We start from the raw sequence: 24,701 nt of genomic DNA, 5'->3' as shown, positions 1-24,701 counted from the left end.
GCTCCCGACGAACCGGCCTCAGGCCACCTGAAGCAGTGGATCAAGCTGCCCGCTGCGCTCGAGAGCCATCAGGTCGTCGCACCCGCCGATCGACCGTCCATCGATAAAAACCTGCGGCACCGTCGTGCGGCCGCCGGAACGCTCGCGTGCGGCGGTGCGCTCGGCCGTGCCGTGCAGGGCCGTGATCTCCTCGAACGGGACGCCCTTGGACGACAGAAGACGAACGGCACGCACGCAGTACGGGCAACCCGGCTGGGTATAAACCTCGATCTTGGGCATTCTCTCTCCACACCGACCCACAACGGCCGACACATGATGTATCTCAGTGGGTTAATGTCACGGCAAAATTCCGATTTTCAATATCGGGCGTGGAAATATCTTCGCGCTCGGACCAGGTCGTGCGCGCTGCGACCAATAGATCGACGCGCGCCGCACCCGCCGCCAGAAGGGCGCGCGCACACTCGCCGGCTGTCGCGCCCGTCGTCAGCACGTCGTCCACCAGCACGATCGCCCTGTCGCGGACGTGATGGCGCCGGGACTCCCGCACCGCAATGCTGGACGCAACCGCCCGCGCCCGCGCCTCTGCCCCCAGGCCCGCCAGCGGCGTGGTCGAACGCGTCCGGACCAGCGCATCCACCATAAGGGGCACCCCGCTTCGCCGGCCCACGGCCCGGGCAAGAAGAGCCGCCTGATTGTAGCGTCTGTGTCGCAGTCGCGCCCGATGAAGCGGCACGGGCACAAGAAGATCCGCGTCATGCAACAGGTCGGCGCCGATGCGCCTCATGAACGTGCCCAGCACGGACGCGTTGGTCGTTCGGTCTGCGTATTTCAACGGAAGGATCAGGTCGCGTGACCGCTCGTTATACACGAAGGCTGCCCGCGCGGCGGTCCAGGGCGGCGGCCGCAACGCGCAGCGCGCGCACGTCTTCGCGCCATTAAGAAAACCGGCAGCCGGCACCGGCACGCCGCATCGAACGCAATACGGCGTGTGCACGATCTCGATCTGCCCAAAGCAGTCGGCGCAGAACGTATCATGCGCCATCACCTCCGCACCGCACCCAGTGCAATGCGGCGGCAGCAGAAGATCGAGGGCCGCCAGACACACGCGGCGTATGCGTTGGACAGCACTCATGCCGTCGGACCGAGGGCTTGGCAGGCTCGCATCAAGGGCGCACATCCGTGACTATGGAAGACAACACGATATTCGATCGGCGGGCGGTCAGGATACACCGCGAACGGGCGGCGCGCACCATAGGTGCGGTCGAACCGATCCTGGACGAGGCAGCCGAACGCCTGCTTGAACGGCTGGACGACACCACCCGACGCTTCACCCGAGCACTCGATATCGGCGGTCGCGGTGTGGTCGCGCCACGCTTGCGCGCCCGCGGTATCGACGTCATCTCGTGCGATCTCTCGCCGGCCATGGCGCGTCTGTCGGGCGGCCCATGCGTCTGCGCGGACGAGGAAGCCCTGCCGTTCGGGCCGAACAGTTTCGACCTTGTGATCGCCAATCTGTCGTTGCACTGGGTCAACGACCTGCCTGGCGCACTGGTCCAGATCCGCCATGCCTTGTGTCCGGACGGACTGTTTCTCGCCAGCATGCCGGTACTGCCCACCCTGGCGCCGCTGCGTGCGACGCTTATGGAGGCGGAAGTGGAACTGCGCGGCGGGGCCTCGGCCCGTGTGTCCCCCTTTCCGGAGTTGCGCGACTGCGCGGGCCTCCTGCAACGGGCACGCTTTGCCCTGCCGGTCGCGGACGCGGAAACGCTCATGCTGGAATATCAGACCGGACTGGCACTCTTGCGCGATCTTCGCGCCGCCGGCGAGACCAATGCGCTTGTCGTACGGGACCGGCGGTCCGTGCCACACGCCCTGTTCCCGACGGCGGTCATGCGTCTTCAGAGTGACGGCACGTTCGCGATGCCGCTGCACCTCGCGATGATGACCGGCTGGGCGCCGTCCGCCGACCAGCCCAGACCTCTCGCGCCCGGCGCCTTCACCGTCTCGCTGGAGGATGCTCTCTCGGCGGGGAATAGTGAACGTAAAAACTCAGAATAATGTCATAATATATTGATTTTAAATCATTCGTTCCGATAAGAGTCCGTCACCCGCCGGTCACACTCATCAGGCGAGCGGGCCCGCGTTCACGCACCGCCGGGTCGATCAGGAAATCATGGCCTTTCCGCTTGCGCGCCACGGCATCGGCGATCAGACGGGTCAACATCGTGTCAGTCGCCCCGTCCCGCAGCGGCCCACGCAGATCGCACTGATCCTCCTGCCCCAGACAGGTGTAGAGCGTGCCGGTGCACGACAGCCGCACACGATTGCACGTGTCGCAGAAATTATGCGTCATCGGTGTGATGAAGCCCAGCCGTCGCCCTGTCTCCGCGATCCGGACGTAGCGCGCGGGACCGCCGGTCCGGTGCGCAACCGGCTCCAGCGTCCAGCGCCGTGCGAGGTCCGTGCGCACCCGCGACAGCGGCAAGTAGCGTTCGGCCCGGTCTTCGCCGACGTTCCCCATGGGCATCGTCTCGATCAGACACAGATCGGTGCCAACCTCACCGCACCATCGGATCAGGTCATCGAATTCGTCATCATTGACGCCCGCCATGGCAACCGTGTTGATGCGTACGTCCAGGCCCGCCGCCCGCGCGGCCTTCACGCCCGCAAGCGTCTTGTCGAGTTTCCCCCGGCGTGTGACCGCCGCAAACCGCGCCGGATCGAGCGAATCCAGACTGACGTTCACCCGGCGCACCCCGGCGCGCCGCAGCCCATCAGCATACTCCGCGAGAAGCGATCCGTTGGTCGTCAGAGTCAGTTCATCAAGTCCCGGTTGCCCGGCCGGTCGGCCCAGCCATGTGCCTAATGACGTAAAGAAACCGAGCACGTCACGGCGCACCAGCGGCTCGCCGCCCGTTATGCGCATCCGACGCACGCCAGAACGGATGAAGACGCCGCAGAGGCGCTCCATTTCCTCGAAGCTCAGCACGTCGTCGCGCGGCAGGAACACCATGTCCTCGGACATGCAATAGACGCAGCGCATGTCGCACCGGTCCGTCACCGACACCCGGAGATAGCTGATGTGGCGGCCCTGCGTGTCGGAAAAGCTCTGCATCATCAGACACACATAGTGCGGAGCGGCGACCGGTGCAAAACCGCCCTCAGTCGATCGGCGACAACGTCACGATCGCCGCGTCGATCAGGACTTTGCCCTGATGCTCGAAATTGACCGTCACCCGGTTCGCCACCGCAGATTGAACCTGCCCGCGCCCCCACTCCGGGTGCGCGGGATGGCGGACGAATTGCCCGGGCTCCAAAAACGAACGAAGGATGTCCCCCCGACCGGTCACAAGCCACCCCTCCGCCGGTCGCCCGTCAGTGTCCCGCGTTCTCGCCGGAGAAATCCGGTGCGGCAATACCCGACTTTTCAAGTTGATCGACCAGTGCCTCCTTCAGACGCTCCAGCCCCTCTTCGGAACGGGCTTCCGCGCGGGCGACGAGAACAGCCTGGGTGTTGGACGCACGCAGCAGCCACCAGCCGTCGGCAGTATTCACACGCACGCCGTCGATCGGCGACACGTCAGCCCCACTCTCCTTCAGACGCGATGCGACCTCGTCGATCACAGCGAATTTGCGTGTATCGGGACAATCAAAGCGCAGTTCCGGCGTGGAAATGGTTGACGGCAGCGCGTCACGGACGTCGGACAGCGGCGTATCCATGCGCGCCACGATCCCCAACATACGAATAGCCGCGTAAATCGCGTCGTCGAAGCCGTACCACTTGTCAGCAAAGAAGATGTGCCCCGACATCTCGCCGGCCAGCGGCGAGCGAGTCTCGGCCATCTTCGACTTGATGAGGGAGTGGCCCGTCTTCCACATCAGCGGCGTGCCGCCCGCGGCCTTGACCTCGTCGAAGAGGACCTGGCTGGCCTTGACGTCGGCGATGATCGTCCCGCCAGGATGATTCTTCAGCACGTCGCGCGCCAGGATGACCAGCGTCTGGTCGCCCCACAAAATCTGGCCCTTGTTGTCGACAACCCCGATACGGTCGGCGTCGCCATCGAACGCAATGCCGATATCGGCCTTCTCGGCCTTCACAGCCGCGATGATCTGCTCGAGATTCTTGGCCACGGTCGGATCGGGATGATGCGCCGGGAACGTACCATCGATATCCGGGTTCAGGACGATGTGCTCGCCCGGCAGAACGCGCACGAGCTGCGCCAGAACATCGCCCGCGGCCGAATTGCCGTTATCCCAGACGACCCTGAGCGTGCGTTCACCGCCGTCGTAGTCTTTCAGCAGACGCGCGATATAGTCGGCGTGAACGTCGAGATCGCGAACGTTGCCCGCGTGTTCCGGCACCACATCGCCCTCGGCGGACAGGCGCCCGAGTTCCTTGATCTGCTCGCCAAAGAACGGCTTGTTGGCCAGCATCATCTTGAAGCCGTTATAGTCCGGCGGATTGTGGCTGCCCGTCACCATCACCGCGCCATCGGCCTTGTGCGTGACCGAGGCGAAATACAGCATGGGCGTGGGTCCGCGACCGACGCGGACCACGTCCATGCCCGACGCCACCAGTCCCTGCACAAGCGAATGCTCCAGCTCAGGCGACGACAGCCGTCCGTCGTACCCCACGGCGACCGACTTACCGCCGTTGCGCGCGACGATCGAGCCGAACGTCCGGCCAATCGCGTACGCATCCGCAGGGTGAAGCGTCTTTCCCACGATACCGCGGATATCGTACTCGCGGAGGCTCGTGGCATCAAAAGCGTGCGTGAACGACATGCTCAGTTCCCGGAATATTTTTGCAGAAAGGCACGAACGGACGGCGCCAGATCGGGCCGCTGGAGCGAGAACGCGATCTGCGCCTCAAGGAAACCAGCCTTGTCGCCGCAATCAAAGCGCTCGCCTTTGTAACGAAGCCCGTGGAACGGCTGCGTTCCGATCAGCTTGGCCATCGCGTCGGTCAGCTGGACTTCGCCCCCGGCGCCTTTCTCAAGCTTCGACAGCGGCGTCATGATATCGGCGGTCAGCACGTAGCGTCCGATGATCGACAGGTTGGACGGCGCGTCCTTTGGATCGGGCTTTTCGACTAGCCCCTTTACCTCGACCAGTCGCCCATCGTCGCGGCCGACATCCAGAATACCGTACTTGTTTGTCTTCTCGCGCGGCACTTCCTCAACGGCGACGACATTGCCACCCGTCTCGTAATACGCCTCGGCAAGCTGCTTGAGGCATCCTTTTTCCGCCTGCACGACATCGTCGGGCAGCAGGATCGCAAACGGGTCGTCGCCGATGAACGAGCGCGCGCACCAGATCGCATGGCCCAGCCCCAGCGGTTCCTGCTGCCGAACCGCGACCAGCGAACCGGCGTTGATGCCCGACGGCGCAAGGGCGGCAAGCGCGTCCTTCTTTCCGCGCTCCTTCAGCGTAGTCTCAAGCTCGAACGCGACGTCGAAATAGTCGATCAGCGAGTCCTTGCCGCGTCCGGTGATAAGGCAGAATTCCTCGATCCCCGCTTCGCGCGCCTCGTCGATCGCATACTGGATCAGCGGCTTATCGACGACCGGAAGCATCTCCTTGGGCATGGCCTTCGTCGCCGGCAGGAAACGGGTGCCAAGTCCTGCTACGGGCAGAACGGCTTTGCGTAAGGGTTTGATCACCAATCTGAACCTTTATTCCAACGCGATTCGGCCATCACGCGAACGCCCTTTGGTTGAGGCACGAGCAGCGCAACGACATTCTCTGGGCCTAGCTTACGGGCGAAATCGGGCAAAAGAAGGAACGCCGCCCGAACACGGCGTATCGCATTGTTAACCCGACCAGAAATCACCGCAAGCTCTGTTGGGAGGTAACGCACGCGACGGAGTCAGGTTGCGAAGACCGCCGATCACGCCTTTGCCGACAGGCACGAGTCGTCGTCATCATAATGTAGGGAGTCTGTTGGGGTAGCGAAGACGCTGCCCGAGGGTCACGATGGTGCGGCCAAGAAGACTCGAACTTCCACGGGGTTGCCCCCACAAGCACCTCAAGCTTGCGCGTCTACCATTCCGCCATGGCCGCATCGTGACAAGCGGGCTCGACTGCGCGATACCCGCTGACGAGCGCCGTATAACCGATGCGAGAGGGCCAGGCAATGACCGAGAGTACGATTTCCGCAACAGAGTGGCTCCGCACCCATGACCACGTGCCTTACAACGACGCGTTGGACATGATGGAGCGCCGGATCGCGGCCATTCGTACCGGAGAACAACCCGAGGCGGTCTGGCTTCTGGAGCACCCTCCGCTGTTCACCGCCGGGACGTCGGCGCAGGACTCCGACCTTTTCAATCCGCGCAACTTGCCGACGTACCGCGCGGGTCGCGGCGGCCAGTGGACCTATCATGGCCCCGGCCAGATGATCGCCTACGTGATGCTCGACCTCAGCCGGCCCCATGGCGCTGTCCCGCCGCGAGACCTGCGCGCGTTCGTACACGCCCTGGAATCCTGGCTCATCGCGATTCTCGCCCGCTTCGACGTGCGCGGTGAGCGGCGCGAGGGACGAGTCGGCGTGTGGGTGGTGGACGCGAACGGCCGAGAATCGAAAATCGCGGCCCTGGGCGTCCGGATCACGCGCTGGATCAGTTGGCACGGAGTGGCCCTGAACGTTGCCCCCGCGCTGGAAGATTATGACGGCATCGTGCCGTGCGGTATCCGCGAGTACGGGGTGACGTCCCTCGCCCAGCTCGGCCGCACGGTCAGCATGGACGACGTCAGCCGCGCCATGCGCGACTGCTGGACGCCGATTTTCGGCCCGTCAGCCTGATGGCGGCGTGAACAGGGACGCGGGAAGCGTCGCTCCTTCCGTCACATCCGTCAGATGAAGCACGATACGGTGCTGCCGCGCATCCACGCCCTGCAGACCGACAAGGGCAAGCTGCCCGGCACTATCGGAAAATGTCAGGGTCAACGCGCCCTCGGTCGGTGCGTCGGTGCGCACGAGCGTCAACTGCAGCGATCCCGGCTGCGCCTGCACGGCCGTGACGCGAATATCCCCCGACAGGTGCAGCGGCACGCGCAACAGCATCCCAAGCGGGTTGCGGGACAAGGCGACTCGGGTCAGCGAACCGTTCTGGTCATCGTGCAGTGTCAGATGCCCCTCTCCGGCCACCATCTGCATACCGTGCGGACTGACGTAATCCAGACGCATATGACCCGGATCGTAGGCCATCGTGCCGCCGCCCGTTCCCCCGTCCGGCCAGGTCTGGACGAAATGCGCGCGAACGCCGTGCAAACCGTTCAGATAGGTCTCGACACGCTGTACCTGCCCCTGCTGGACCGCGCCCCCCAAACCCGGCCGGGTGGCACACGCCCCAAGGCCAAGCAGAACGGCAAGGGCGCCTCCCTTCAACGGGCGGGTCCTCATGCCCCGGCACCGGCCGCGGTCAGGCGCCTGGCCTCGTCCGGCGTGCGCAGGGCCAGAGCAAGGGCGTGCAGGCCAGTGGTGAACTCATCGGCTAGAACCTCATGCACAAGGCGCGACCGCGCGACGCGGCTCATGCCCTCGAACCGGGCGCTGACGATGGTCACGTCGTAGTGGGTCTCGCCCGCCGGCCCTGCCCCCGCATGCCCGGCATGACGGGCACTGTCGTCGATGATCACCAGAACCTCGGGCGCGAACGCGGCGCGCAGCGTCTCGTCCATGCGGTCCGACCGCCGTAAGTCTGTCATGTCCCACCTTCCGTCCGGGTGTCCGCCGCCCTGAAACGCGACGGCGTGCCGGTCCTCGATAGCCCGCGTGACGGGCCGAAATACGGCGCGGCGCCCTTGCGCCACACACACCCACACGCACATAAATCGCGATGATGAACAAGAGGACCACACGACACCGCGCGTTCGACCCGGACCCGAACGCGCCGACACGCTGCTGCGACATGCCCGGTTGTGACGCGGCGGCCGGCTACCGCGCGCCCCGGGCACGTGACCAGCTTAACGACTATTTCTGGTTCTGCCTCGAACATGTCCGGGCCTACAACGCCAACTGGGACTATTACCGTGGCATGACGCCGGGCCAGATCGAGAGCCATCTGCGTGCCGATACCGCATGGCAGCGGCCAACATGGAAAATGGGCCACCGCGGCGCACAGGTCTTTGACGAAGAGGACGTCCTGGACCCGCTGGATATTCTCGGCGCCGCGCGGCAGAATCGCGCCCGTGCGCATCGCGGCAGCGGCCCCAGCGCCCGGCCTGCGGACAACGGCGCGCCGGAACCGCTGCGCGAGCCCCTCGATACCCTGGGGCTGGCATGGCCTGTGTCCATGGACGACCTGAAGACCCGTTACAAGAGCCTCGCGCGGTTGCATCACCCCGACGCCAATGGTGGCGATCGCGCGGCAGAAGAACGCCTCAAAAGCATCAATGTCGCCTACTCGGCGGTCCGCCAGCATCTGACCCGCGCCGACGCCGGGACTGTGGGATAACACCCCGCGCCGGCCAATACAGGTAAAGGCCCTCTGCGCAGGGTTGACCCGGGCGGTCCGATGGCCTGTACTCGTGGTTCTCCCCGCACCAGGCCGCACAGGACGGACGGACTTTTTCACATGAACGATTTGCCTGCCACGGATGCCCCCGAAACCGTCGTGACGCGCGAGGATGACCTGCCGCCGACGTCGACGCTGACCGCGCCCGACAAGACCGTCTCCGCGCGCGAGGTCTTCGGGATCGACAGCGATCTCATGGTGCCCGCCTTCTCCATACGCACGGAGCATGTGCCCGAGGCCGATCCCACCTACCGTTTCGACCATGACACGACACTGGCGATCCTGGCGGGCTTTGCCTTCAATCGTCGCGTGATGGTCCAAGGCTATCACGGCACAGGCAAGTCGTCGCATATCGAACAGGTCGCCTCGCGCCTCAACTGGCCGTGCGTGCGGATCAATCTCGACAGTCACATTTCGCGTATCGACCTGATCGGCAAGGACGCGATCGTGCTGCGCGACGGCAAGCAGATCACGGAGTTCCGCGAAGGTCTTCTGCCATGGGGCCTCCAGCATCCTTGTGCACTGGTCTTCGATGAGTACGACGCCGGGCGCCCGGACGTGATGTTCGTGATCCAGCGTGTGCTGGAGGTTGAGGGTCACCTGACACTGCTCGACCAGAACCGGGTCATTCGCCCGCATCCGTATTTCCGTCTGTTCGCAACGGCCAACACGGTGGGCCTGGGCGACACGACCGGGCTATATCACGGCACGCAGCAGATCAATCAGGGCCAGATGGACCGGTGGAACATCGTAACCACCCTGAACTATCTGCCGCACGCGCAGGAATGCGCCATCATTCGCGCCAAGATGGGCACGCCCGCAAACGACAAGGCCGCCATCAAGAAGATCGAGAACATGGTCGCCCTGGCCGACCTGACCCGGTCCGGCTTCATCGCCGGTGATATCTCGACCGTCATGTCGCCCCGCACGGTGATCTCGTGGGCCGACAACGACCGGATCTTCGGTGATCTCGATTTCGCGTTCCGCGTCTCGTTCCTCAACAAGTGCGACGAGGCCGAACGCGCGACCGTGGCCGAATATTACCAGCGCTGCTTCAACCGCTCGCCGCTGCCCGGACGCGGCTGAAAGTCAGGATAGCGCCTGATGGCCGACACCCGGGACAAGACGCAGGCCGCCACGGCGGCACAGGGACGCGCGGACGCCTTCAAGCGCGCCACCGTCGGCGCCCTGCGCGCGATGGGTGGCCGTGGCGAAACCGAAGTCACCTTTCACGCCGGCACGACCTCCAGTGCCGTGTCGACCGCCGAGCATGTCCGACTGCCGCAGCCCTCTCGTCTACTGACGCCAGAGGAGATGACGCGTATCCGCGGTGCGGCCGACGCGCAGGCCCTGCGCCTGCGACATCACGACGAAGCCCTGCACAGCGCGCGCAGCCCCGCCGAGCGCGCGGCCCGCGACGCCTACGATGCCCTGGAGCAGGCCCGAGTCGAGTCGATCGGCGCCCGGCATATGGCGGGGGTCCAGGCCAACCTTCGCCTCAAGCTCGAACAGGATCTGCGCGACGCCGGGCATGACCGGATCAGCAACCGCGACCAGTTGCCCAGTTCGGTCGCACTCGGCCTGCTGGCGCGCGAACGCCTGACCGGCGAACCTGTCCCCCCGATGATGCGCGACGTGGTCGCGCAGTGGCGTGACAGCCTGTCCGACAGCGCGCGCGCCGCCCTGTCGGAACTGGACGGCGCTCAGGACAGCCAGCAGGACTTCGCCCGCGCGGCCCGGCGGCTTCTGGCCGCCTGCGAACTGGTCGAGGCCGAGCAGGAAGAACCCGACGACGACGGTCAGGACGACAATTCGGCCGAAGACAGCGAAGAGGGCGATAACGAGGAGCAGGAGTCCGAGTCCGAGCAGGAAGAACAGGCCGAAGAGGACGAGGAAGCCGGCGTCCAGCCGCAGGCCGCGCAGGGCGCCGCCCGCGAAAGCGGCGAGGAGGACGAGAGCGACGACGACTCCGGTCAGGAAGGCGAGGACGAGGCCGCCGGACCTCAGGACGAACTGCCGCCCCCGTCCGAAGCCGTGTCCCCGGCCTACAAGGCCTACACCACGGCGTTCGACGAGGAAGTGAGTGCCGAGGAGCTGTGCGATGCCGACGAACTGACCCGCCTGCGCCAGCAACTGGACCAGCAGCTTCTGAACCTTCAGGGCGTCGTCTCCAAACTGGCCAACCGCCTGCAGCGGCGCCTCATGGCGCAACAGACCCGCGCGTGGGATTTCGATCTGGAAGAAGGCATTCTGGACGCTGGTCGCCTGTCGCGGGTGATCATCAACCCGACCCTGTCTCTGTCCTACAAGCACGAGCGCGACACCGATTTTCGCGACACCGTCGTCACGCTGCTGATCGACAATTCCGGCTCGATGCGTGGCCGTCCGATCACGGTGGCGGCAATGTGCGGCGACATCCTGGCCCGCACGCTGGAGCGCTGCGCCGTCAAGACCGAAGTACTCGGCTTCACTACCCGCGCATGGAAAGGTGGCCAGAGCCGCGAACGCTGGGTCAGCGCGGGCAAGCCCGCTTCCCCCGGGCGGCTGAACGATCTGCGTCACATCATCTACAAGGCGGCCGACATGCCCTGGCGGCGGTCGCGGCGTAATCTCGGCCTGATGCTGCGCGAGGGTCTTCTGAAGGAAAACATCGATGGCGAAGCGCTGTTGTGGGCGTGGAAGCGTCTTCAGGGCCGACCGGAGAGCCGCAAGATCCTGATGGTCATTTCCGATGGCGCGCCTGTCGACGACAGCACGCTGTCGGCCAACCCCAGTTCATACCTCGAATCGCATCTGCGCGACGTGATCGGCCAGATCGAAGGGCGCCGGGGCGTCGAGCTCATCGCGATCGGCATCGGTCATGACGTGACGCGCTATTACCGCCGGGCCGTGACCATCACCGATGCCGAGGAGCTGGGCGGCACGATGATGCAGAAACTTTCGGAACTGTTCGACGAAGGGCGCGGCTGAGCGGTTACGACCGCGACCGCGCGCGTTCCAGAGCGGCATCGACGAGCGCGTCGACGTCGGCGTTCGTCGTCCGATGATTGACGATCGCCGCACGGATCGCGCACCGTCCATTGATCGTCGTGGTGGACGGCGCCGCGATGCCGGCTTCCTGCAGGTCCTTGACCAGCTCCGCGTTGAACGCGTCGGACGCGCGCACCCGAAAGCACACGATGTTAAGCGTCACTGGCGCGAGCCGTTCGAGGTCAGGTTCCCGCTCCACCCGTGCCGCCAGATGGGCGGCAACCGCACAGCAGGCGTCCACCATCTCACCCAGCCGGTCTGCGCCATATGCCGACAGCGTCATCCACACCTTCAGCGCGCGGAACCCGCGCGACAGGTCGGGCCCAAGGTCACAGAACCACGGCGCGTTACCCGCCAGGCCTCGATCTTCGCGCTGAAGATAGGCCAGCGTCTGCGCGAAAGCAGCCGCATGCGCCCCCGCGTCACGGATCAGCACGCAGCCCGCGTCATAGGGAACCTGCGCCCACTTATGAAAATCGAACGCCAGCGAGTCGGCCTGTTCGATACCGTCCAGATAGGCCCGATGGCGTGGCGCCAGTCGTGCCAACGCGCCGAAGGCCCCGTCGACGTGGAACCACAGACCCGCATCGCGCGCGATCGCGCCGATCGTCTCCAGATCGTCCACGGCGCCGACGTCCACCGTGCCCGCCGTGGCCACCACGATAAACGGCTCGCGCCCGGCCTGCCGGTCGGCGGCGATGGCGCGGGCCAGTGCCTGCGGACACATGCGATGGGCGTCGTCTGTGTCGATCAGCCGCAGCGAATCCGTCCCCAGACCGCATATGTCGAACGCACGCGCGATACATCCATGCGCCGTCCGCGCGGCATATCCGACCAGAGGACGCGCGCCGACGCCGGTATGCCGCAAAGCCACGCCGTCCGGACGCGCCCGACTTGCGGTCACGATGGCGATCAGGTTGGCCATCGAGGATCCGGTTACCAGCAGACCGGACGTGGTGGTCGGCAGTCCCACCATTTCGGCGGCCCAGCGGATGACCTCGCGCTCTACCTCGATGGGTGCATGGTCCCGGCCGCCGCAATTGGCATTGAGGCCCGCGGCCAGCATCTCGGCCAGCATTCCGACGCCGGTCCCCGCCCCGTGCACCCACCCCATGAATCGCGGATGCGTGTTGCCGGTCGCATACGGCGCGATCAGGGCCGTAAAACGCGCGTAGATCTCTTCGGGCGGCGCGGGACGGCGCGGAAGTCCGGTTCGAAGCGCATCCCGATCCTGCCCGGGCATCGGGCGCCAGACCGGCCCGTCGCCCACATGCTCCAGCCGATCGAACATGTCGTCGAGCATGCGATGGCCTAGCGCCCTCAGCCCTCGCCAGTCGTCTGGATCCAGTCCCGCCACGCTGCCTCTCCCGTCCGCCCCGTTACGCCGGGCCTGCCGGGGCCAGCGCATGCGCGCGACACTATAGGCTCAGCTTTTGCGGCATGATACTGGAGGCTCGACGGCCCTCGGATCGTCGGTGAGAAGGGAGCGATATGTTTTTCAACGGGTTTGCACTGTCGCACCACACAGCGGCCGGAACGAGATTCCGCCTACGGACGGGCGGCCAGGGTCCTGCCGTCATGCTGTTGCACGGGCAGCCGCAGACGCATGCCACCTGGCATCGTGTGGCGCCGGCACTCGCCGCCCGGCACAGCGTGATCTGTCCCGATCTCCAGCCGGACCTCGGCCCGACAGGGCTGGCGCAGGCCCTGCTGGAACTTGCGAGCGCGCTTGGGCACGAGCAGTTCTCTCTGGTCGGGCAGGATGTCGGCGGCCTGATCGCCGCCCGCATGGCGCTGGTGGCACCGAGCCGTGTCAAGCGTCTGGCCCTGCTTGAATGTGTGCCACCGCCCGAGCACGGGGGGCGCCGCGATCTGGCATTCGAGCTGTCAACCTATGAGAGCTGCTGGTTCGGGCAGCTGCATCCCAAGCGTGAGGCGCGGGCACTGACCGTTCCGGCCGAATGGCATGCTTCCGATCACAGCGGCGTTTTTGCCCCCCAGGCGGTAGCCGACTACACGGCACACCGGCTCTGGACCGATGCCTCGGGCGGCGCGTTGTCTTTCGCACCCCTGCGCGATGCGGGCGACACCCAGCAGGTCATGTGCCCTGTGCTGATGCTCTGGGGACGTCAGGGGCGGAACGGCGGCTGGTATGATCCCTCGTCGTTGTGGCAACCGTTCTGCGCGCGCCCTGTGCAGGCCCTTGAACTGAATGGCGGCACTTTCCTGGCCGAGGAAGCGTCGACCGAGACGGCCTCAGCACTGGCAGACTTCCTCAAAGCCGATTGAGGCGTCCTGCCGGGCCCTAGCCGAACAGTGTGAGCAGCGGCGACGAGGTGGATGAGGACGACGAACCAGCTCCGAAAAGCGCGAGGATTCCGGAGTCGCTCCCATCCGACCCATACAGCGTGAGCAGGCTGGGCGTCTGCGTTTCGGGCTGCGGATTGAACTGCAGCGTCGCCAGATAGCGCTCCGCATAGGTCCTGATCTTGGCGGGGGTCGAGAAGTCGTCGAAATTGACCTTGTCCTTGAGCATCTGGACCTGCTGGTCGTAATCCAGTGCCCCGAACTGTGTCGGGTCATAGCCGTTCACGGTCTCCACCACCTTCAGCAAGGTCGGGTCGGACATCACTTCGGCCAGTGTGCTGACGCCCGAGATCGTGCGCGTGAAATACAGCGCATTTCCCAGACCCGGGACCGCTTTCCCCTCCGACGCCTCGAACTGCCCGGTCATATATCCCGTCACGATCGACTGCACAGCCGTGGAGTCCGCGAAGGGTGGTGTCGACCAGTCCGAGAACGCCTTAGCAAACGCCTGCCATGCCGTGTTGCCTGATCGCTGGGCCAGCGACTTTGTCGAGGTGGGATCCTGCGTCATCAGCTGCTTGAGAACGGCCGTCTGCATGGAAAGCGACGAGAGGCCATAGGCGCCCAGCACCACCTTCATCGCGGCGTAGTTGTCCAGCAGGTCCTTGGCGCTGGTGATCGAGGACGCGGTCGTCTGAAATGTCTTGACCAGAGACATGTCCGACGTATCGGTTCTGGTGAACGTCTCGACCGATGCCGCCTCGTCCTTCGTATCGAGCAGGTATTGCCCGACCGCCGAAATGCCCCCGATCCCGCTCATTGTCGTCTCTCCAGACCAGACATGCCGCAACCATGGCGATCAGATGCCTAACATCGGGTTAACGCATACCCCAACGCACGGCCACGCGACGAAATCGACACTTTTTCTCTTGGCGCGGCGCGTGTTTCTTGCTTCGCTAATGGAACAACAGACGCGTCGACGAGGAGCCTCCGCATGCCATCCTCGTGCCGGTTCCCGCCTTCATGCGGTCGGAACCGAACATCATGACCACATCTCCCTCCTCGCGACCCGTCATATCGGGCGCGCTGGCAGACTACGACGCCGGCGACTACTTCTGTGAGATGATGCACCGGGGCGAACCGCCCCCACCGGAGATCGCATCCCTAGTCCAGCGGCTTGATCATTTCGACCTTGCCCAGCTGCGCCAGCGTGCGAGCGCTGCCGAAGCCGAACTCTTCAACCTCGGGATCACCTTCACGGTCTATACCGAGCGCGAGTCCATCGACCGCATCCTGCCGTTCGACCTGATCCCGCGAATCATCACCGCCGCCGAGTGGGCGCATGTGGAGGCCGGCGTGCGCCAGCGCGTCGCCGCCCTTAACCGCTTCCTGTGGGACATCTACCACGATGGCGCCATCCTGCGGGACGGCGTCGTGCCCACGGCACTCGTGCATGGCAATCCGAATTACCGTCCGGTGATGCGGGGTCTGGACGTTCCGGGCGGCACATACGTCCATATTTGCGGCACGGACATCATTCGTGACGAGCACGGTGCCTTTCTGGTGCTGGAGGACAATGCGCGCACACCTTCTGGTGTCTCCTACGTGCTGGAAAACCGGCAGATGATGCTGCGCGTCATGCCCGATCTGGCGGACGGTCTCGACCTGCGCCCGGTCGGCGAGTACGGCCTTCAGCTTCAGGCCGCGCTGGCCGAAGTCGCGCCGGACTGGGCCAGCGATCCGCAGGTCGTGCTGCTGTCGCCCGGGATTTTCAATTCCGCGTATTTTGAGCACGTGTTTCTGGCGCGCGAGATGGGCGTGCCGCTGGTCGAAGGGCGCGATCTGGTCGTGCAGAACGACCGGGTGTTCATGCGGACCATTGGCGGCCTCCGGCCAGTCCATACGATCTATCGTCGTCTGGATGATGCGTTTCTCGACCCCGAATGTTTTAATCCGGACAGTCTTTTGGGCGTCCCTGGCATCGTGCGCGCCTATCGCGCCGGCAACGTGACCCTGGCCAACGCCGTCGGCACCGGCGTCGCGGACGACAAGGCGATCTACGCCTATCTGCCGCGCATCATCCGCTATTACCTCAACGAAGAGCCGATTTTGCAAAACGTGCCCACCCATATCTGCGGCGAGGCAGAGGGCCTTCAGTACACACTCGACAATCTGGCCGATCTGGTGGTCAAACCGGTCGGCGAGTCCGGCGGATATGGCATGATCATCGGCCCCCACGCGACCCGGGACGAGATCGAGTCGTTTCGCAAGACGCTGCTCGCCAACCCGGCCAATTACATAAGCCAGCCGGTGGTCAAGCTGTCTGTCGCACCCACCCTGTGCGACAATGGGCTGGAAAAGCGTCACGTCGATCTACGGCCGTTCGCCGTTACGGGGCGGTCGACCTGGGTTCTGCCGGGCGGCCTGTCTCGCGTGGCCCTGCGCAAGGGCTCTCTGGTCGTCAACTCGTCACAGGGCGGCGGCTCCAAGGACACATGGGTGCTGGCATCATGACGACGGTGTCCACCCCTCTCCGGGCCGGTAATGACCTGCTCTCGCGCTATGCGGAGTGCATGTTGTGGCTGGCGCGTTATATGGAACGGATTGAAAATCTCGCCCGTTTGATCGACGTGACGGAGACATTCGTCCGCACCGGCAGCACCGCAAACGGCTGGCAAAGCATCATCGAAATCAACGCGGATTCGGAACGGTTCGCCTCGTACAGCACGACCATCAACGCAGAGTCGGTAATCAACTTCTACGTCAGCGCGCGCGATAACCCCAACTCGATCGTCAGTCTCGCCCACGCTGCGCGCGAGAACGCCCGCGCCGTGCGTCCGCTGATCTCGACCGAGATGTGGGTGCAACTCAATATGTTCACCAACTTCATCCGCAGCCTGTCGCCCGAACATGCGCGGCAGAACCAGATCTCCGCGCTGTGCGCCCGCATAAAGCGCGAGTGCCAGACGCAGGCCGGTATCACCGACGGTACGCTCTATCGCGATCAAGCTTGGCACTTCCACATGATCGGACGCAGCCTCGAACGCGCGGACCAGGCCACACGGCTGATCGACATCAAATACCACACGCTGCTGCGACCCGGTGCGATGGTCGGCTCGCCGGTCGATATCAGCCAGTGGACCGCCGTCCTGCGCGCCGCCGCCGGCTATCACGCGTTCCGCAGACTGTTGCCGCGTGACCTCACCCCCGGAACGGTTGTCGGTTTCCTGTTGAAAAACGACAGCTTCCCCCGCTCCGTCTCAACCGCCCTGCGGCAACTCGCCTTGTCGCTGAGCGCCCTGCGCACCGATTACGGCCTGCGTCAGGCCGCCCCGATTATCGAGCGCGTTCATGGCGTGCGGGCCATTCTGGATGGACAGACCGCGCAACAGATCCTCATTCGCGGGCTGCACGAGTTCATGGATTGGGTGCAGGTGGAGCTTCAGGGCGTTCAGACCGACATCGCCACGGCATTCTGGCCGCACGAAGCCGCAGCGGCCCCCTTGCCCACGGGACAGTCGCAATCGCAATCGTGAGCCGTTTTGGCCTCACCACGGCGACAGACCTTCGATAAACTTCTGGCCTGCCCGGCAGACGGGACCGTAACATGCGACCATGAACATGGTGGCATCCGTGCGGCCGCCCGCCGGGCAGGCTACCGCTTACGTCGAAAATTTTTTCGACCTGACCTGCCCATGGTCATTTCTGGGCAGTGCGCGGCTTATGCGTGTGCTCGCCACGATAGAAGCCGAGAAGCCCGAGGCCGCCGGACGGCTTTACCCTCTCTGGCGACCTTTTTTGCTGGACCCGTTCCTGCCGCCCCACGGCCTGACCCGCGCGGGATACAGTATCCGAAAGTTCGGCAGCGAAAGCCGCGCACGTCGGTTTTACCTGTTCTTCGCCGAACTCTCGCGGGCCGAAGGCCTGACGATAGAGTTTGAGTCGATGGTGCGCATACCGTCGACCATGAACGCCCATCGCGTTCTGATCTGGTTGCGCAACGCCGCACCACCGTCGCGTCTCTCCGCTCTGGCGATGCGCCTTTTCACGGCCCACTTCGCCGATGGACTGGATATCGGCGACCCGTCTGTTCTCGCTACCCTGGCGGGGGAACTGGCTCTGGCCCCCCCGGGGGAGACGTTGGCCATGCTTGAATCCGATGCCTGCCTGGGTGAAGTCATGGGCGATCACGGTCTGGCACAACGGCGTGGCCTTCCGGGTGCTCCGTGTCTGGTCGCCGGCGGTATGGCGATCGCGGGATTGCAGGACGAGACGGTGCTGGGCACGCTCGTCCGGCTGTCCCTGATGGAGGGAGCAGGCCCTGCGCGTCAGGGGTGATCGGGCGCGGAGCGTGCGAAGCGCCTGGCCAAGACGGCGCAAACGAACAGTTGAATCTGATGATAGAGGATAAGCGGAAGGACGATCATCCCCACGCTGGCGGACGGGAACAGCACGTTGGCCATCGGCACCCCTGACGCCAGCGTCTTTTTCGAGCCACAGAACACGATCGTGATCTCGTCCGCGCGATTGAAGCCGAGCCAACGGCTTCCGAGGGCGGTCAACGTCAGAACGATGGCCAGAACGGCCATGTCCACTATCGCGAGCATCCCGAGCGACGCCAGTGGCACTGTGTGCCAGAGCCCCTCGATCACCGCGTGGCTGAAGGCGGTGTAGACGACGATCAGGATCGATCCCCGGTCCGTCAGTGACAAAAGCGCCTTGTTCCGGCGCGCCCAGGCGCCGATGAACGGCTGCATGACCTGCCCCGCGATGAACGGCAGCAACAGTTCATAGACGATCTCCGCCGGGTTCTGGCCCCCGCCGCCATGCCGGGCCAATATCAATCCGACCAGCACCGGCGTGATGAAAATCCCCACGATGTTCGACGCCGTGGCCGAGCACACCGCCGCGGGCACGTTGCCGCGTGCGATGGACGTGAAGGCGATCGACGACTGCACCGTGGACGGCAGGCAACACAGGAACAGCACCCCCTGCCATAACTCCGGCGCCATAAGTGGGCGGCCGAGCGCACGCAGCCCCAGCCCCAGCAGCGGGAACGCCACGAACGTTACGACCATGATCGTCAGGTGCAGCCGCCAGTGGGCCGCCCCGGCCAGGATCGCACGGCGGTCGAGCCGAGCCCCTTGCAGAAAGAACATGACCCCGATGACGGCGACCGCAAGACCGTTGAAAAACGGCACCGCCACGCCGTAACAGGGCACCACTGTCGCCAGAAGAACCGTTCCCAGAAGGCACATCAGAAAGGGGTCGAGCTTGGGCATTCGAGAATCCTGCTCCGTGCGGTCCGGCCCCACGACCACCGGACGCGTGACACAAAATCTGACCGGGGATAGCGGGCGGACCGCATTATGCCCATGACAAATGTGCATGATTGGCCACAGAGCGATTGCGCAACCCCCGTCGGCTGCGCCAACTAGAGCGATGCGAATATCTTCAGCTCTTGTCGTTGTCCTTGGTCTGGGCGCGCCGGCGATCGCGTCCGCGCAGTCCACCCTTCCTTCGTCGTGCGCGCAGACGACGTCCGCCGGCGCGCAGCACGAAGGCCACCATTACGGCGCCGCGCATTACGCGATGACGCTGCCGGACGGGAAAGCCAGCCTCGACGCCGCGCGGGTCGATCTGGACGATCACGGACACATGCTTGATGGCGATGCCCTGACCCAGATGCTGGATATCGCCTCGGTTTCGCTGCTGTCGGCGATCAGCGGCCATCACACGATGGGGTGCCACGGTCCATGGTTCGACCGCACGGCGCGCAGCGAGGGCACGAGCATCGTTGCCGGGGCACGCCCGGACCTGACGTGGCGGGACCTGACCGTTCGCAGCGGCCCGGTCACCATCCACGCGGCCGCGGCACATCTGACGCTGGCCGGACAGGACGACGCCCCCCTCGAACTGACACTGACGTTCGATCATGTGACACTGTCGGGCACCGGCGCGGATGTGTTAAACCCCGATCACCTCACACTCGACGTATCGATCCCGTCCAGCGCGTTGGTGTCGCTGTTGCAGGTGACGGCCGGCAAGGGGGCGCCCAGTCAGGCGATCCAGGCGACCGTTCGTGACCTGACGGTCGTGATGGGACCGACCACCCTGCGCGGCGACGGATCAACCACGCTGACCGGATACCCGGATACATTGTCGGCCGCCGGACACCTCTCGGCGCAGCATTTCCCGGACATGATCACGCGCGCGCAAGACGCAGGCCTCACCCGTCCTGCGGCCGCGATGGTGATCGCGCGCCTTGTCGGCCACCGCGATGGGGACATGACACGGTGGACCGTCGGCTATACGGGCGGCGTTCTGACGGTCAACAACGTCCCGCTGCCACTCCGCTGACAGAAGGAGAGCTTGCAGCCGGCGATACGGTGCGCCGGTTCAGGCGAAAACGTTGACACCACTGCCGGATGAGTTGCTGTCCGGGCTCGCCGAAGCCGACGACTGCGAACCGCCGACGGTCCGGAAGACGATGTTGCCCTGCGCATCGGTCACCGTGGTGATGATCTCGCCATGGGGACCGACCGACGTGGACGTCGTGTCGGCGGACGACGTTGAAGAGGACGAGGACGACGACTGGTTCGTCGAAGAGGTACTTCCCCCCGTCGACGACGTGCCAAGAAGGGACGAAATTCCGGACATCATGTGGCCTGTCACTTTCCTGATAAGATCAAGCGTCCGCCACCTTGCCCGGCATTCCTTAATGTTCTTTTAAACCGCCGCCTGAGCGTCGGCTTTCTCCGTCTTGAGCAACCCCGCCAGCGCCTTTGTGACCCGGCGCGCCTGGGGAATACGCTGCGCGTTGGTCATCTCCTGCAAAATCGCCAGCTTGTGGTCCGGGCGCAGGCGCACATTCTCGCCCGAACGCGTCGCGATCCACTGCACCAGACCCGCCGGGTTGCTGAAATGATTGCCCCGGAACTGGATCACCATGCCCTTCGGCCCCACCTCCAGACGCTCGATCCCACAGCGCTTGCAGGTCCGCTTCAGTGCCACAACGTCCAGAAGATTCTTCAAAGGCTCCGGAACATCGCCGAACCGGTCGACCAGTTCGGCCAGCATCGCCTCGTTTTCCGCCGCGGACTCCAGCGCGCCGATGCGCCGATACAGGCCAAGCCGCACCGGCAGGTCGGGCACGTATTCCTCGGGGATCAGAACCGGCAGCCCGAGCACGATGGTGGGCGTCCAGTCCCGGTCGTCCGCACGGGCGCGGCCCCGTTCGGCGCGCAGATCGGTCACCGCGTCCTGCAACATCTGCTGGTAAAGTTCGATGCCGACTTCGCGGATATGCCCGGACTGCTCATCCCCCAGCAAGTTACCAGCACCGCGCAGATCCAGATCGTGCGAGGCCAGGGTAAAGCCCGCACCCAGCGTATCGAGCGTCTGCATGATCTCGAGCCGCTTTTCGGACGCCGGCGACAGGCGGTGGGTCTGCGGCCACGTCAGATAGGCGTAGCCACGCTGCTTCCCGCGCCCGACGCGACCGCGCAACTGGTAGAGCTGCCCTAGACCGAACATGTCCGCCCTGTGAATGATCAGCGTATTGACCGCCGGCATGTCCAACCCGCTCTCGACGATATTGGTCGACAGCAGAATGTCGTATTTTCCGTCCGAGAACTCCGTCATCACGCGTTCGAGTTCGGCGGGCGTCAGCCGCCCGTGCGCCTGCACGGTGCGGGCGTCGGGCACGATATCGCGCAGCCGTTCGGCCATGCGATCGAGGTCCTCGATACGCGGCACGACGCAGAAAATCTGGCCGCCACGAAAACGTTCGCGCTGAATCGCCTCGCGGATCACCACGCTGTCGAACGGCATGATGAAGGTGCGGACCGCCAGACGATCGGTCGGAGGTGTTGCGATCAGGCTCATTTCGCGCACACCGCTCAGCGAGAGCTGGAGCGTGCGCGGCAGCGGCGTCGCCGACAGGGTCAGGACGTGGACGTCCTCCTGGAGTGCCTTCAGCTTCTCCTTGTGTCCGACACCGAAATGCTGCTCCTCGTCCACGATCACGAGGCCCAGATCGGCGAACTCCACCCCCTTGGCCAGGAGGGCATGGGTGCCGACGACGATATTCGCCCGCCCCTCCTTCAAATCGCGGCGCGCCTGGGTTGCCTCCTTGGCCGTCACCATGCGCGAAATCTGGACCACGTTGACCGGCAGCCCCTCGAACCGTGCCGAGAAGGTGCGGAAATGCTGGCGCGAGAGCAGCGTCGTCGGCACGACCACAGCCACCTGCTGCCCCGACATCGCGGCGACGAACGCCGCACGCAGCGCAACTTCCGTCTTGCCGAATCCGACATCGCCGCACACCAGCCGATCCATCGGACGGCCGGAGGCCATGTCCTCCAGCACATCGGCAATGGCGCGCGACTGGTCGTCCGTTTCGATAAACGGAAAGCGGGCGCAGAATTCGTCCCACACGCCTTCGGCCGGCGCCATGACGGGCGCTTCCTTAAGGGCACGCGCGGCGGCCGTGCGGATCAGTTCGCCCGCCATCTCGCGGATGCGGGACTTCATCTTGGCCTTGCGGCTCTGCCATGACGTGCCGCCGAGCTTGTCCAGCGCGACGCCCGCCTGATCGGTACCGAAGCGGCTCAGAAGCTCGATGTTCTCGACGGGCAAAAACAGCTTCTGTTCGCCGTCGTACATCAGGCGCAGACAGTCGTGCGGTGCGGCACCGACGCTGACGGTTTCAAGACCGTCGTAGCGTCCGATGCCATAGTCCTGATGGACGACCAGATCGCCCTCGGCGATCTCGGACGCCTCGGCGATGAACTGGTCGGCACGCTTGCGCTTGCGGGGCGGACGGGCGATGCGCTCGCCCAGAAGGTCCTGTTCGGACACAAAGGCGACGTTATCGGCCGTGAATCCGCGCTCCAGCCCCAGCGTGACCAGCCCGATCGGGCCCGGCTCCATCCCCGCGGCCTGCGGCCAGCCGTCATGCGTCACGGCCGAAATGCCGTGTTCGGCCAGAAGATGGGCAATGCGTTCACGCGCGCCACGGGTCCACGCCGAGACATACGTACGCCGACCGGACTCCGCCCATTTTCGTGCCTGATCGGCCAGTGCAGGGAAGACGGCCTCGCGGCTGCCGCCATCTTGCGCACGCGCGAACAGGATCCCCGGTCGTCCACCGGCATCGATCCCGGGCGCACCGTCGGGTCTGGCGAACGGGCTGAGCGCGAAACACGGTCCCTTGGCCAAGGCCGCTGACCACTCCGACCGTTCGAGATACAGCCTGTGGGGCGGCAACGGCCGATACGGCACCTCCCCCTCGCGCGATGGCATCTTCCGGGCCTCGAAATGATCGGCGATCATCTCCAGCCGCGCGGTCAGCATTTCGGGAACCTGGTAGTCCATGCTGACCGACACAGGGCCAAGATAGTCGAACAGCGTGTCCATCCGCTCGTGGAACAGGCTGATCCAGTGTTCCATCCCGGCAAAGCGGCGACCGTCGGACACGTGCTCATACAGCGGATCCGACGTGGCGGCGGGGCCAAACGCGTCGCGCCAGCCCTCCCGGAACCGGGTCACCGACGCCGGGTCGAGCGAAAATTCCGCAACCGGCCGCAACACCATCGCGCCGATTTTTTTCGTCGAACGCTGGGTGATCGGGTCGAAACGACGGATGTTGTCCACCTCGTCGCCGAACAGGTCGAGGCGCACCGGCTCGACCTCGCCCGCTGGATAGAGGTCGAAGATCCCGCCGCGCGTTGCGAACTCACCCGGTTCCATGACCGTGTCGGTGCGCGTGTAGCCGTTGGCGATCAGCAGTTCGATCAGGAATGCCTGATCGAGGCTCTCGCCCGTGCGGACGGTCAGCGACTGCCCCTCCAGCGCCTTGCGCGGCGGCACGCGCTGCGTCAGGGCGGACACCGTCGTCAGGACGATCCGGCCGGTGCGCGGCGCGGGCTCCAGCAGGCGGGTCAGGGCCGCGACGCGCTCGGCCACCAGTGACGGATTTGGCGAGACGCGATCGTACGGCAGGCAGTCCCAGGCCGGAAAGCGGACGACGTCGACCTCGGGCGCGAACCACGCGATCAGATCAGCCAGCCGCGCCAGTGTCGCATCGTCGCGCGCGATATGAAGCAGCGGACCGTCGTGTTCGCCCAGTCGGCGGACCAGAAGACGGGCGTCAAACCCGTCCGGCGCGCCCCAGATGGTCGCGGGTGCGGTCGCGTCGGCCATGGTTACGCCTCGTCGCGCGGATCGCGGATACGCGCCTGCCGGACCGGGTCGTTTGCGTCGGCCAGAATGGCCCGCAACATCGCACTGTCCTTGTCCGGGGGCACCGGCATGCGTCCGGTCAGCCAGTCGGCCAGATCGGCGTCGGGCAGATCCATCACCGCCTCCAGCGCATCGAGCTCGGCATCGCTCATCGTCGCCAGACGCGGCGCCACGAAGCCGCCGATCAGGATATCGGTCTCGTGCGTGCCGCGATGATTGGCACGATAAAGGATCCGGCGACGGCGGGAGTCGAGGGCTTCGGCCGACGCGGCCTGCGGGGTTTCATTGTGCGGCATGACGGCAGTAGCCTATAGCTCCGCCACGCTCCTCTGTCAGCCCGCAAACGCCCCCGATCAACACACCCGAGCCACGCGACACGCCCCCTTGCCGTCTTCCCTTCCCGCCGACCCGGAGTCCGGTCTCGCGCCGCTGTTCGCACCGATCGCCGCGCTGGGCGTCAAACCCGCCGCCGAACGACTGATGGCGCGTGCCTGCGGCGGCGGACGGGTGATCGACCTTCTGTTCCATCTGCCCGACTCCATGATCGACCGTCGCGCGCGTCCCGCACTGGCCCGCGTCGTGCCGGGCGGGGTGGCGACC

25 protein-coding genes and 1 tRNA gene are annotated in these 24,701 nt (G+C 65.2%); 12 read left to right on the top strand and 14 right to left on the bottom strand.

All coding sequences use genetic code 11. The features are described 5' to 3' along the window. Positions 1-18 precede the first annotated feature (18 nt). Together grxC and HUK82_RS05365 are read right to left on the bottom strand one after the other, a co-directional pair. Positions 19-279 carry a glutaredoxin 3 gene (gene grxC / locus HUK82_RS05370; protein ID WP_176612969.1) on the bottom strand — a complete coding sequence of 87 codons (261 nt, stop codon included), beginning with the start codon at positions 277-279 and terminating at the stop codon, positions 19-21. A 43-nt stretch (positions 280-322) separates the two neighbouring features. Beyond that, on the bottom strand, positions 323-1,132 hold the full coding sequence (locus HUK82_RS05365) for a ComF family protein (protein ID WP_176612968.1): 810 nt from the start codon (positions 1,130-1,132) through the stop codon (positions 323-325). A gap of 53 nt (positions 1,133-1,185) precedes the next feature. Between HUK82_RS05365 and HUK82_RS05360 the strand changes: the two genes are divergently transcribed. After that, complete coding sequence (locus HUK82_RS05360; RefSeq protein ID WP_176612977.1) at positions 1,186-2,058, top strand: methyltransferase domain-containing protein; 873 nt, start codon at positions 1,186-1,188, stop codon at positions 2,056-2,058. 46 nt (positions 2,059-2,104) lie between these two features. Here the strand turns inward: HUK82_RS05360 and moaA are convergent, their stop codons facing one another. From moaA to HUK82_RS05335, 5 genes are all read right to left on the bottom strand, one after another. After that, positions 2,105-3,118, bottom strand: coding sequence for a GTP 3',8-cyclase MoaA (gene moaA, locus HUK82_RS05355; protein WP_176612967.1), 1,014 nt, complete (start codon positions 3,116-3,118; stop codon positions 2,105-2,107). 43 nt (positions 3,119-3,161) lie between these two features. Beyond that, complete coding sequence (locus HUK82_RS17380; protein WP_264802223.1) at positions 3,162-3,350, bottom strand: DUF3553 domain-containing protein; 189 nt, start codon at positions 3,348-3,350, stop codon at positions 3,162-3,164. A gap of 25 nt (positions 3,351-3,375) precedes the next feature. Next, on the bottom strand, positions 3,376-4,785 hold the full coding sequence (pgmG, locus tag HUK82_RS05345) for a phosphoglucomutase/phosphomannomutase PgmG (protein ID WP_176612966.1): 1,410 nt from the start codon (positions 4,783-4,785) through the stop codon (positions 3,376-3,378). Between the two features lie 2 nt (positions 4,786-4,787). After that, entirely contained in the window at positions 4,788-5,663 is an 876-nt protein-coding gene (gene galU / locus HUK82_RS05340) for a UTP--glucose-1-phosphate uridylyltransferase GalU (RefSeq protein ID WP_176612965.1), read from the bottom strand. A gap of 314 nt (positions 5,664-5,977) precedes the next feature. After that, positions 5,978-6,063, bottom strand: a tRNA-Leu gene (locus HUK82_RS05335). A gap of 55 nt (positions 6,064-6,118) precedes the next feature. Here HUK82_RS05335 and lipB point away from each other — a divergent pair. Continuing rightward, the gene (lipB, locus tag HUK82_RS05330) at positions 6,119-6,805 is read left to right on the top strand and encodes a lipoyl(octanoyl) transferase LipB (protein WP_176612964.1); all 687 of its coding nucleotides are present in this window, start codon (positions 6,119-6,121) and stop codon (positions 6,803-6,805) included. Here lipB and HUK82_RS05325 read toward each other — a convergent pair. Further along, entirely contained in the window at positions 6,797-7,390 is a 594-nt protein-coding gene (locus HUK82_RS05325) for a LolA family protein (RefSeq protein WP_176612963.1), read from the bottom strand. The genes lipB and HUK82_RS05325 overlap by 9 nt on opposite strands. Before the next feature lie 11 nt (positions 7,391-7,401). Continuing rightward, positions 7,402-7,710: a BolA family protein gene (locus HUK82_RS05320; RefSeq protein ID WP_176612962.1), complete on the bottom strand. Its 309-nt coding sequence runs from the start codon at positions 7,708-7,710 to the stop codon at positions 7,402-7,404. 131 nt (positions 7,711-7,841) lie between these two features. On the opposite strand from HUK82_RS05320, the gene HUK82_RS05315 reads away from it, so the two are divergent. The 3 genes from HUK82_RS05315 (at position 7,842) to cobT (ending at position 11,489) form a co-directional block, all read left to right on the top strand. Then, positions 7,842-8,459: a J domain-containing protein gene (locus HUK82_RS05315; protein ID WP_176612961.1), complete on the top strand. Its 618-nt coding sequence runs from the start codon at positions 7,842-7,844 to the stop codon at positions 8,457-8,459. A 120-nt stretch (positions 8,460-8,579) separates the two neighbouring features. Next, positions 8,580-9,605 (top strand): cobaltochelatase subunit CobS, encoded by a 1,026-nt coding sequence (gene cobS, locus HUK82_RS05310; RefSeq protein ID WP_176612960.1) that lies wholly within the window; start codon positions 8,580-8,582, stop codon positions 9,603-9,605. An 18-nt stretch (positions 9,606-9,623) separates the two neighbouring features. Then, on the top strand, positions 9,624-11,489 hold the full coding sequence (gene cobT / locus HUK82_RS05305) for a cobaltochelatase subunit CobT (protein WP_176612959.1): 1,866 nt from the start codon (positions 9,624-9,626) through the stop codon (positions 11,487-11,489). Positions 11,490-11,493: 4 nt separating this feature from the next. On the opposite strand, the gene HUK82_RS05300 is transcribed toward cobT, so the two are convergent. After that, positions 11,494-12,906: a pyridoxal phosphate-dependent decarboxylase family protein gene (locus HUK82_RS05300; RefSeq protein WP_176612958.1), complete on the bottom strand. Its 1,413-nt coding sequence runs from the start codon at positions 12,904-12,906 to the stop codon at positions 11,494-11,496. 221 nt (positions 12,907-13,127) lie between these two features. On the opposite strand from HUK82_RS05300, the gene HUK82_RS05295 reads away from it, so the two are divergent. Then, positions 13,128-13,838 (top strand): alpha/beta fold hydrolase, encoded by a 711-nt coding sequence (locus tag HUK82_RS05295; RefSeq protein ID WP_176612957.1) that lies wholly within the window; start codon positions 13,128-13,130, stop codon positions 13,836-13,838. A gap of 16 nt (positions 13,839-13,854) precedes the next feature. On the opposite strand, the gene HUK82_RS05290 is transcribed toward HUK82_RS05295, so the two are convergent. Then, positions 13,855-14,676 carry a DUF1217 domain-containing protein gene (locus tag HUK82_RS05290; RefSeq protein ID WP_176612956.1) on the bottom strand — a complete coding sequence of 274 codons (822 nt, stop codon included), beginning with the start codon at positions 14,674-14,676 and terminating at the stop codon, positions 13,855-13,857. A gap of 224 nt (positions 14,677-14,900) precedes the next feature. Here HUK82_RS05290 and HUK82_RS05285 point away from each other — a divergent pair, with 224 nt between their 5' ends. The 3 genes from HUK82_RS05285 (at position 14,901) to HUK82_RS05275 (ending at position 18,194) form a co-directional block, all read left to right on the top strand. Then, positions 14,901-16,370: a circularly permuted type 2 ATP-grasp protein gene (locus HUK82_RS05285; protein ID WP_176612955.1), complete on the top strand. Its 1,470-nt coding sequence runs from the start codon at positions 14,901-14,903 to the stop codon at positions 16,368-16,370. Further along, on the top strand, positions 16,352-17,392 hold the full coding sequence (locus HUK82_RS05280) for an alpha-E domain-containing protein (protein WP_176612954.1): 1,041 nt from the start codon (positions 16,352-16,354) through the stop codon (positions 17,390-17,392). The genes HUK82_RS05285 and HUK82_RS05280 overlap by 19 nt, the downstream gene beginning before the upstream one ends. 79 nt (positions 17,393-17,471) lie before the next feature. Continuing rightward, complete coding sequence (locus HUK82_RS05275) at positions 17,472-18,194, top strand: DsbA family protein (RefSeq protein WP_176612953.1); 723 nt, start codon at positions 17,472-17,474, stop codon at positions 18,192-18,194. Here the strand turns inward: HUK82_RS05275 and HUK82_RS05270 are convergent. Then, positions 18,185-19,138 (bottom strand): bile acid:sodium symporter family protein, encoded by a 954-nt coding sequence (locus tag HUK82_RS05270; protein WP_176612952.1) that lies wholly within the window; start codon positions 19,136-19,138, stop codon positions 18,185-18,187. The genes HUK82_RS05275 and HUK82_RS05270 overlap by 10 nt on opposite strands. Positions 19,139-19,298: 160 nt before the next feature. Between HUK82_RS05270 and HUK82_RS05265 the strand changes: the two genes are divergently transcribed. Next, the gene (locus HUK82_RS05265; RefSeq protein ID WP_176612951.1) at positions 19,299-20,216 is read left to right on the top strand and encodes a hypothetical protein; all 918 of its coding nucleotides are present in this window, start codon (positions 19,299-19,301) and stop codon (positions 20,214-20,216) included. A gap of 52 nt (positions 20,217-20,268) precedes the next feature. After that, positions 20,269-20,589, top strand: a complete 321-nt coding sequence (locus HUK82_RS05260) for a hypothetical protein (RefSeq protein ID WP_176612950.1) — start codon at positions 20,269-20,271, stop codon at positions 20,587-20,589. Here the strand turns inward: HUK82_RS05260 and mfd are convergent. Together mfd and HUK82_RS05250 are read right to left on the bottom strand one after the other, a co-directional pair. Beyond that, entirely contained in the window at positions 20,586-24,062 is a 3,477-nt protein-coding gene (gene mfd, locus HUK82_RS05255; RefSeq protein WP_176612949.1) for a transcription-repair coupling factor, read from the bottom strand. The two genes, HUK82_RS05260 and mfd, sit on opposite strands and share 4 nt — an antisense overlap. A gap of 2 nt (positions 24,063-24,064) precedes the next feature. Beyond that, positions 24,065-24,397 carry a succinate dehydrogenase assembly factor 2 gene (locus HUK82_RS05250; protein ID WP_176612948.1) on the bottom strand — a complete coding sequence of 111 codons (333 nt, stop codon included), beginning with the start codon at positions 24,395-24,397 and terminating at the stop codon, positions 24,065-24,067. 88 nt (positions 24,398-24,485) lie between these two features. Between HUK82_RS05250 and HUK82_RS05245 the strand changes: the two genes are divergently transcribed. Next, on the top strand, positions 24,486-24,701 hold a 216-nt coding region (locus HUK82_RS05245), incomplete at its 3' end, for a hypothetical protein (RefSeq protein WP_176612947.1).

Origin of the sequence: Ameyamaea chiangmaiensis, assembly GCF_013376175.1 — a bacterium.
GTDB classification, from domain to species: Bacteria; Pseudomonadota; Alphaproteobacteria; order Acetobacterales; family Acetobacteraceae; genus Ameyamaea; species Ameyamaea chiangmaiensis.
This window is presented reverse-complemented; position numbering and strand designations above follow the sequence as displayed.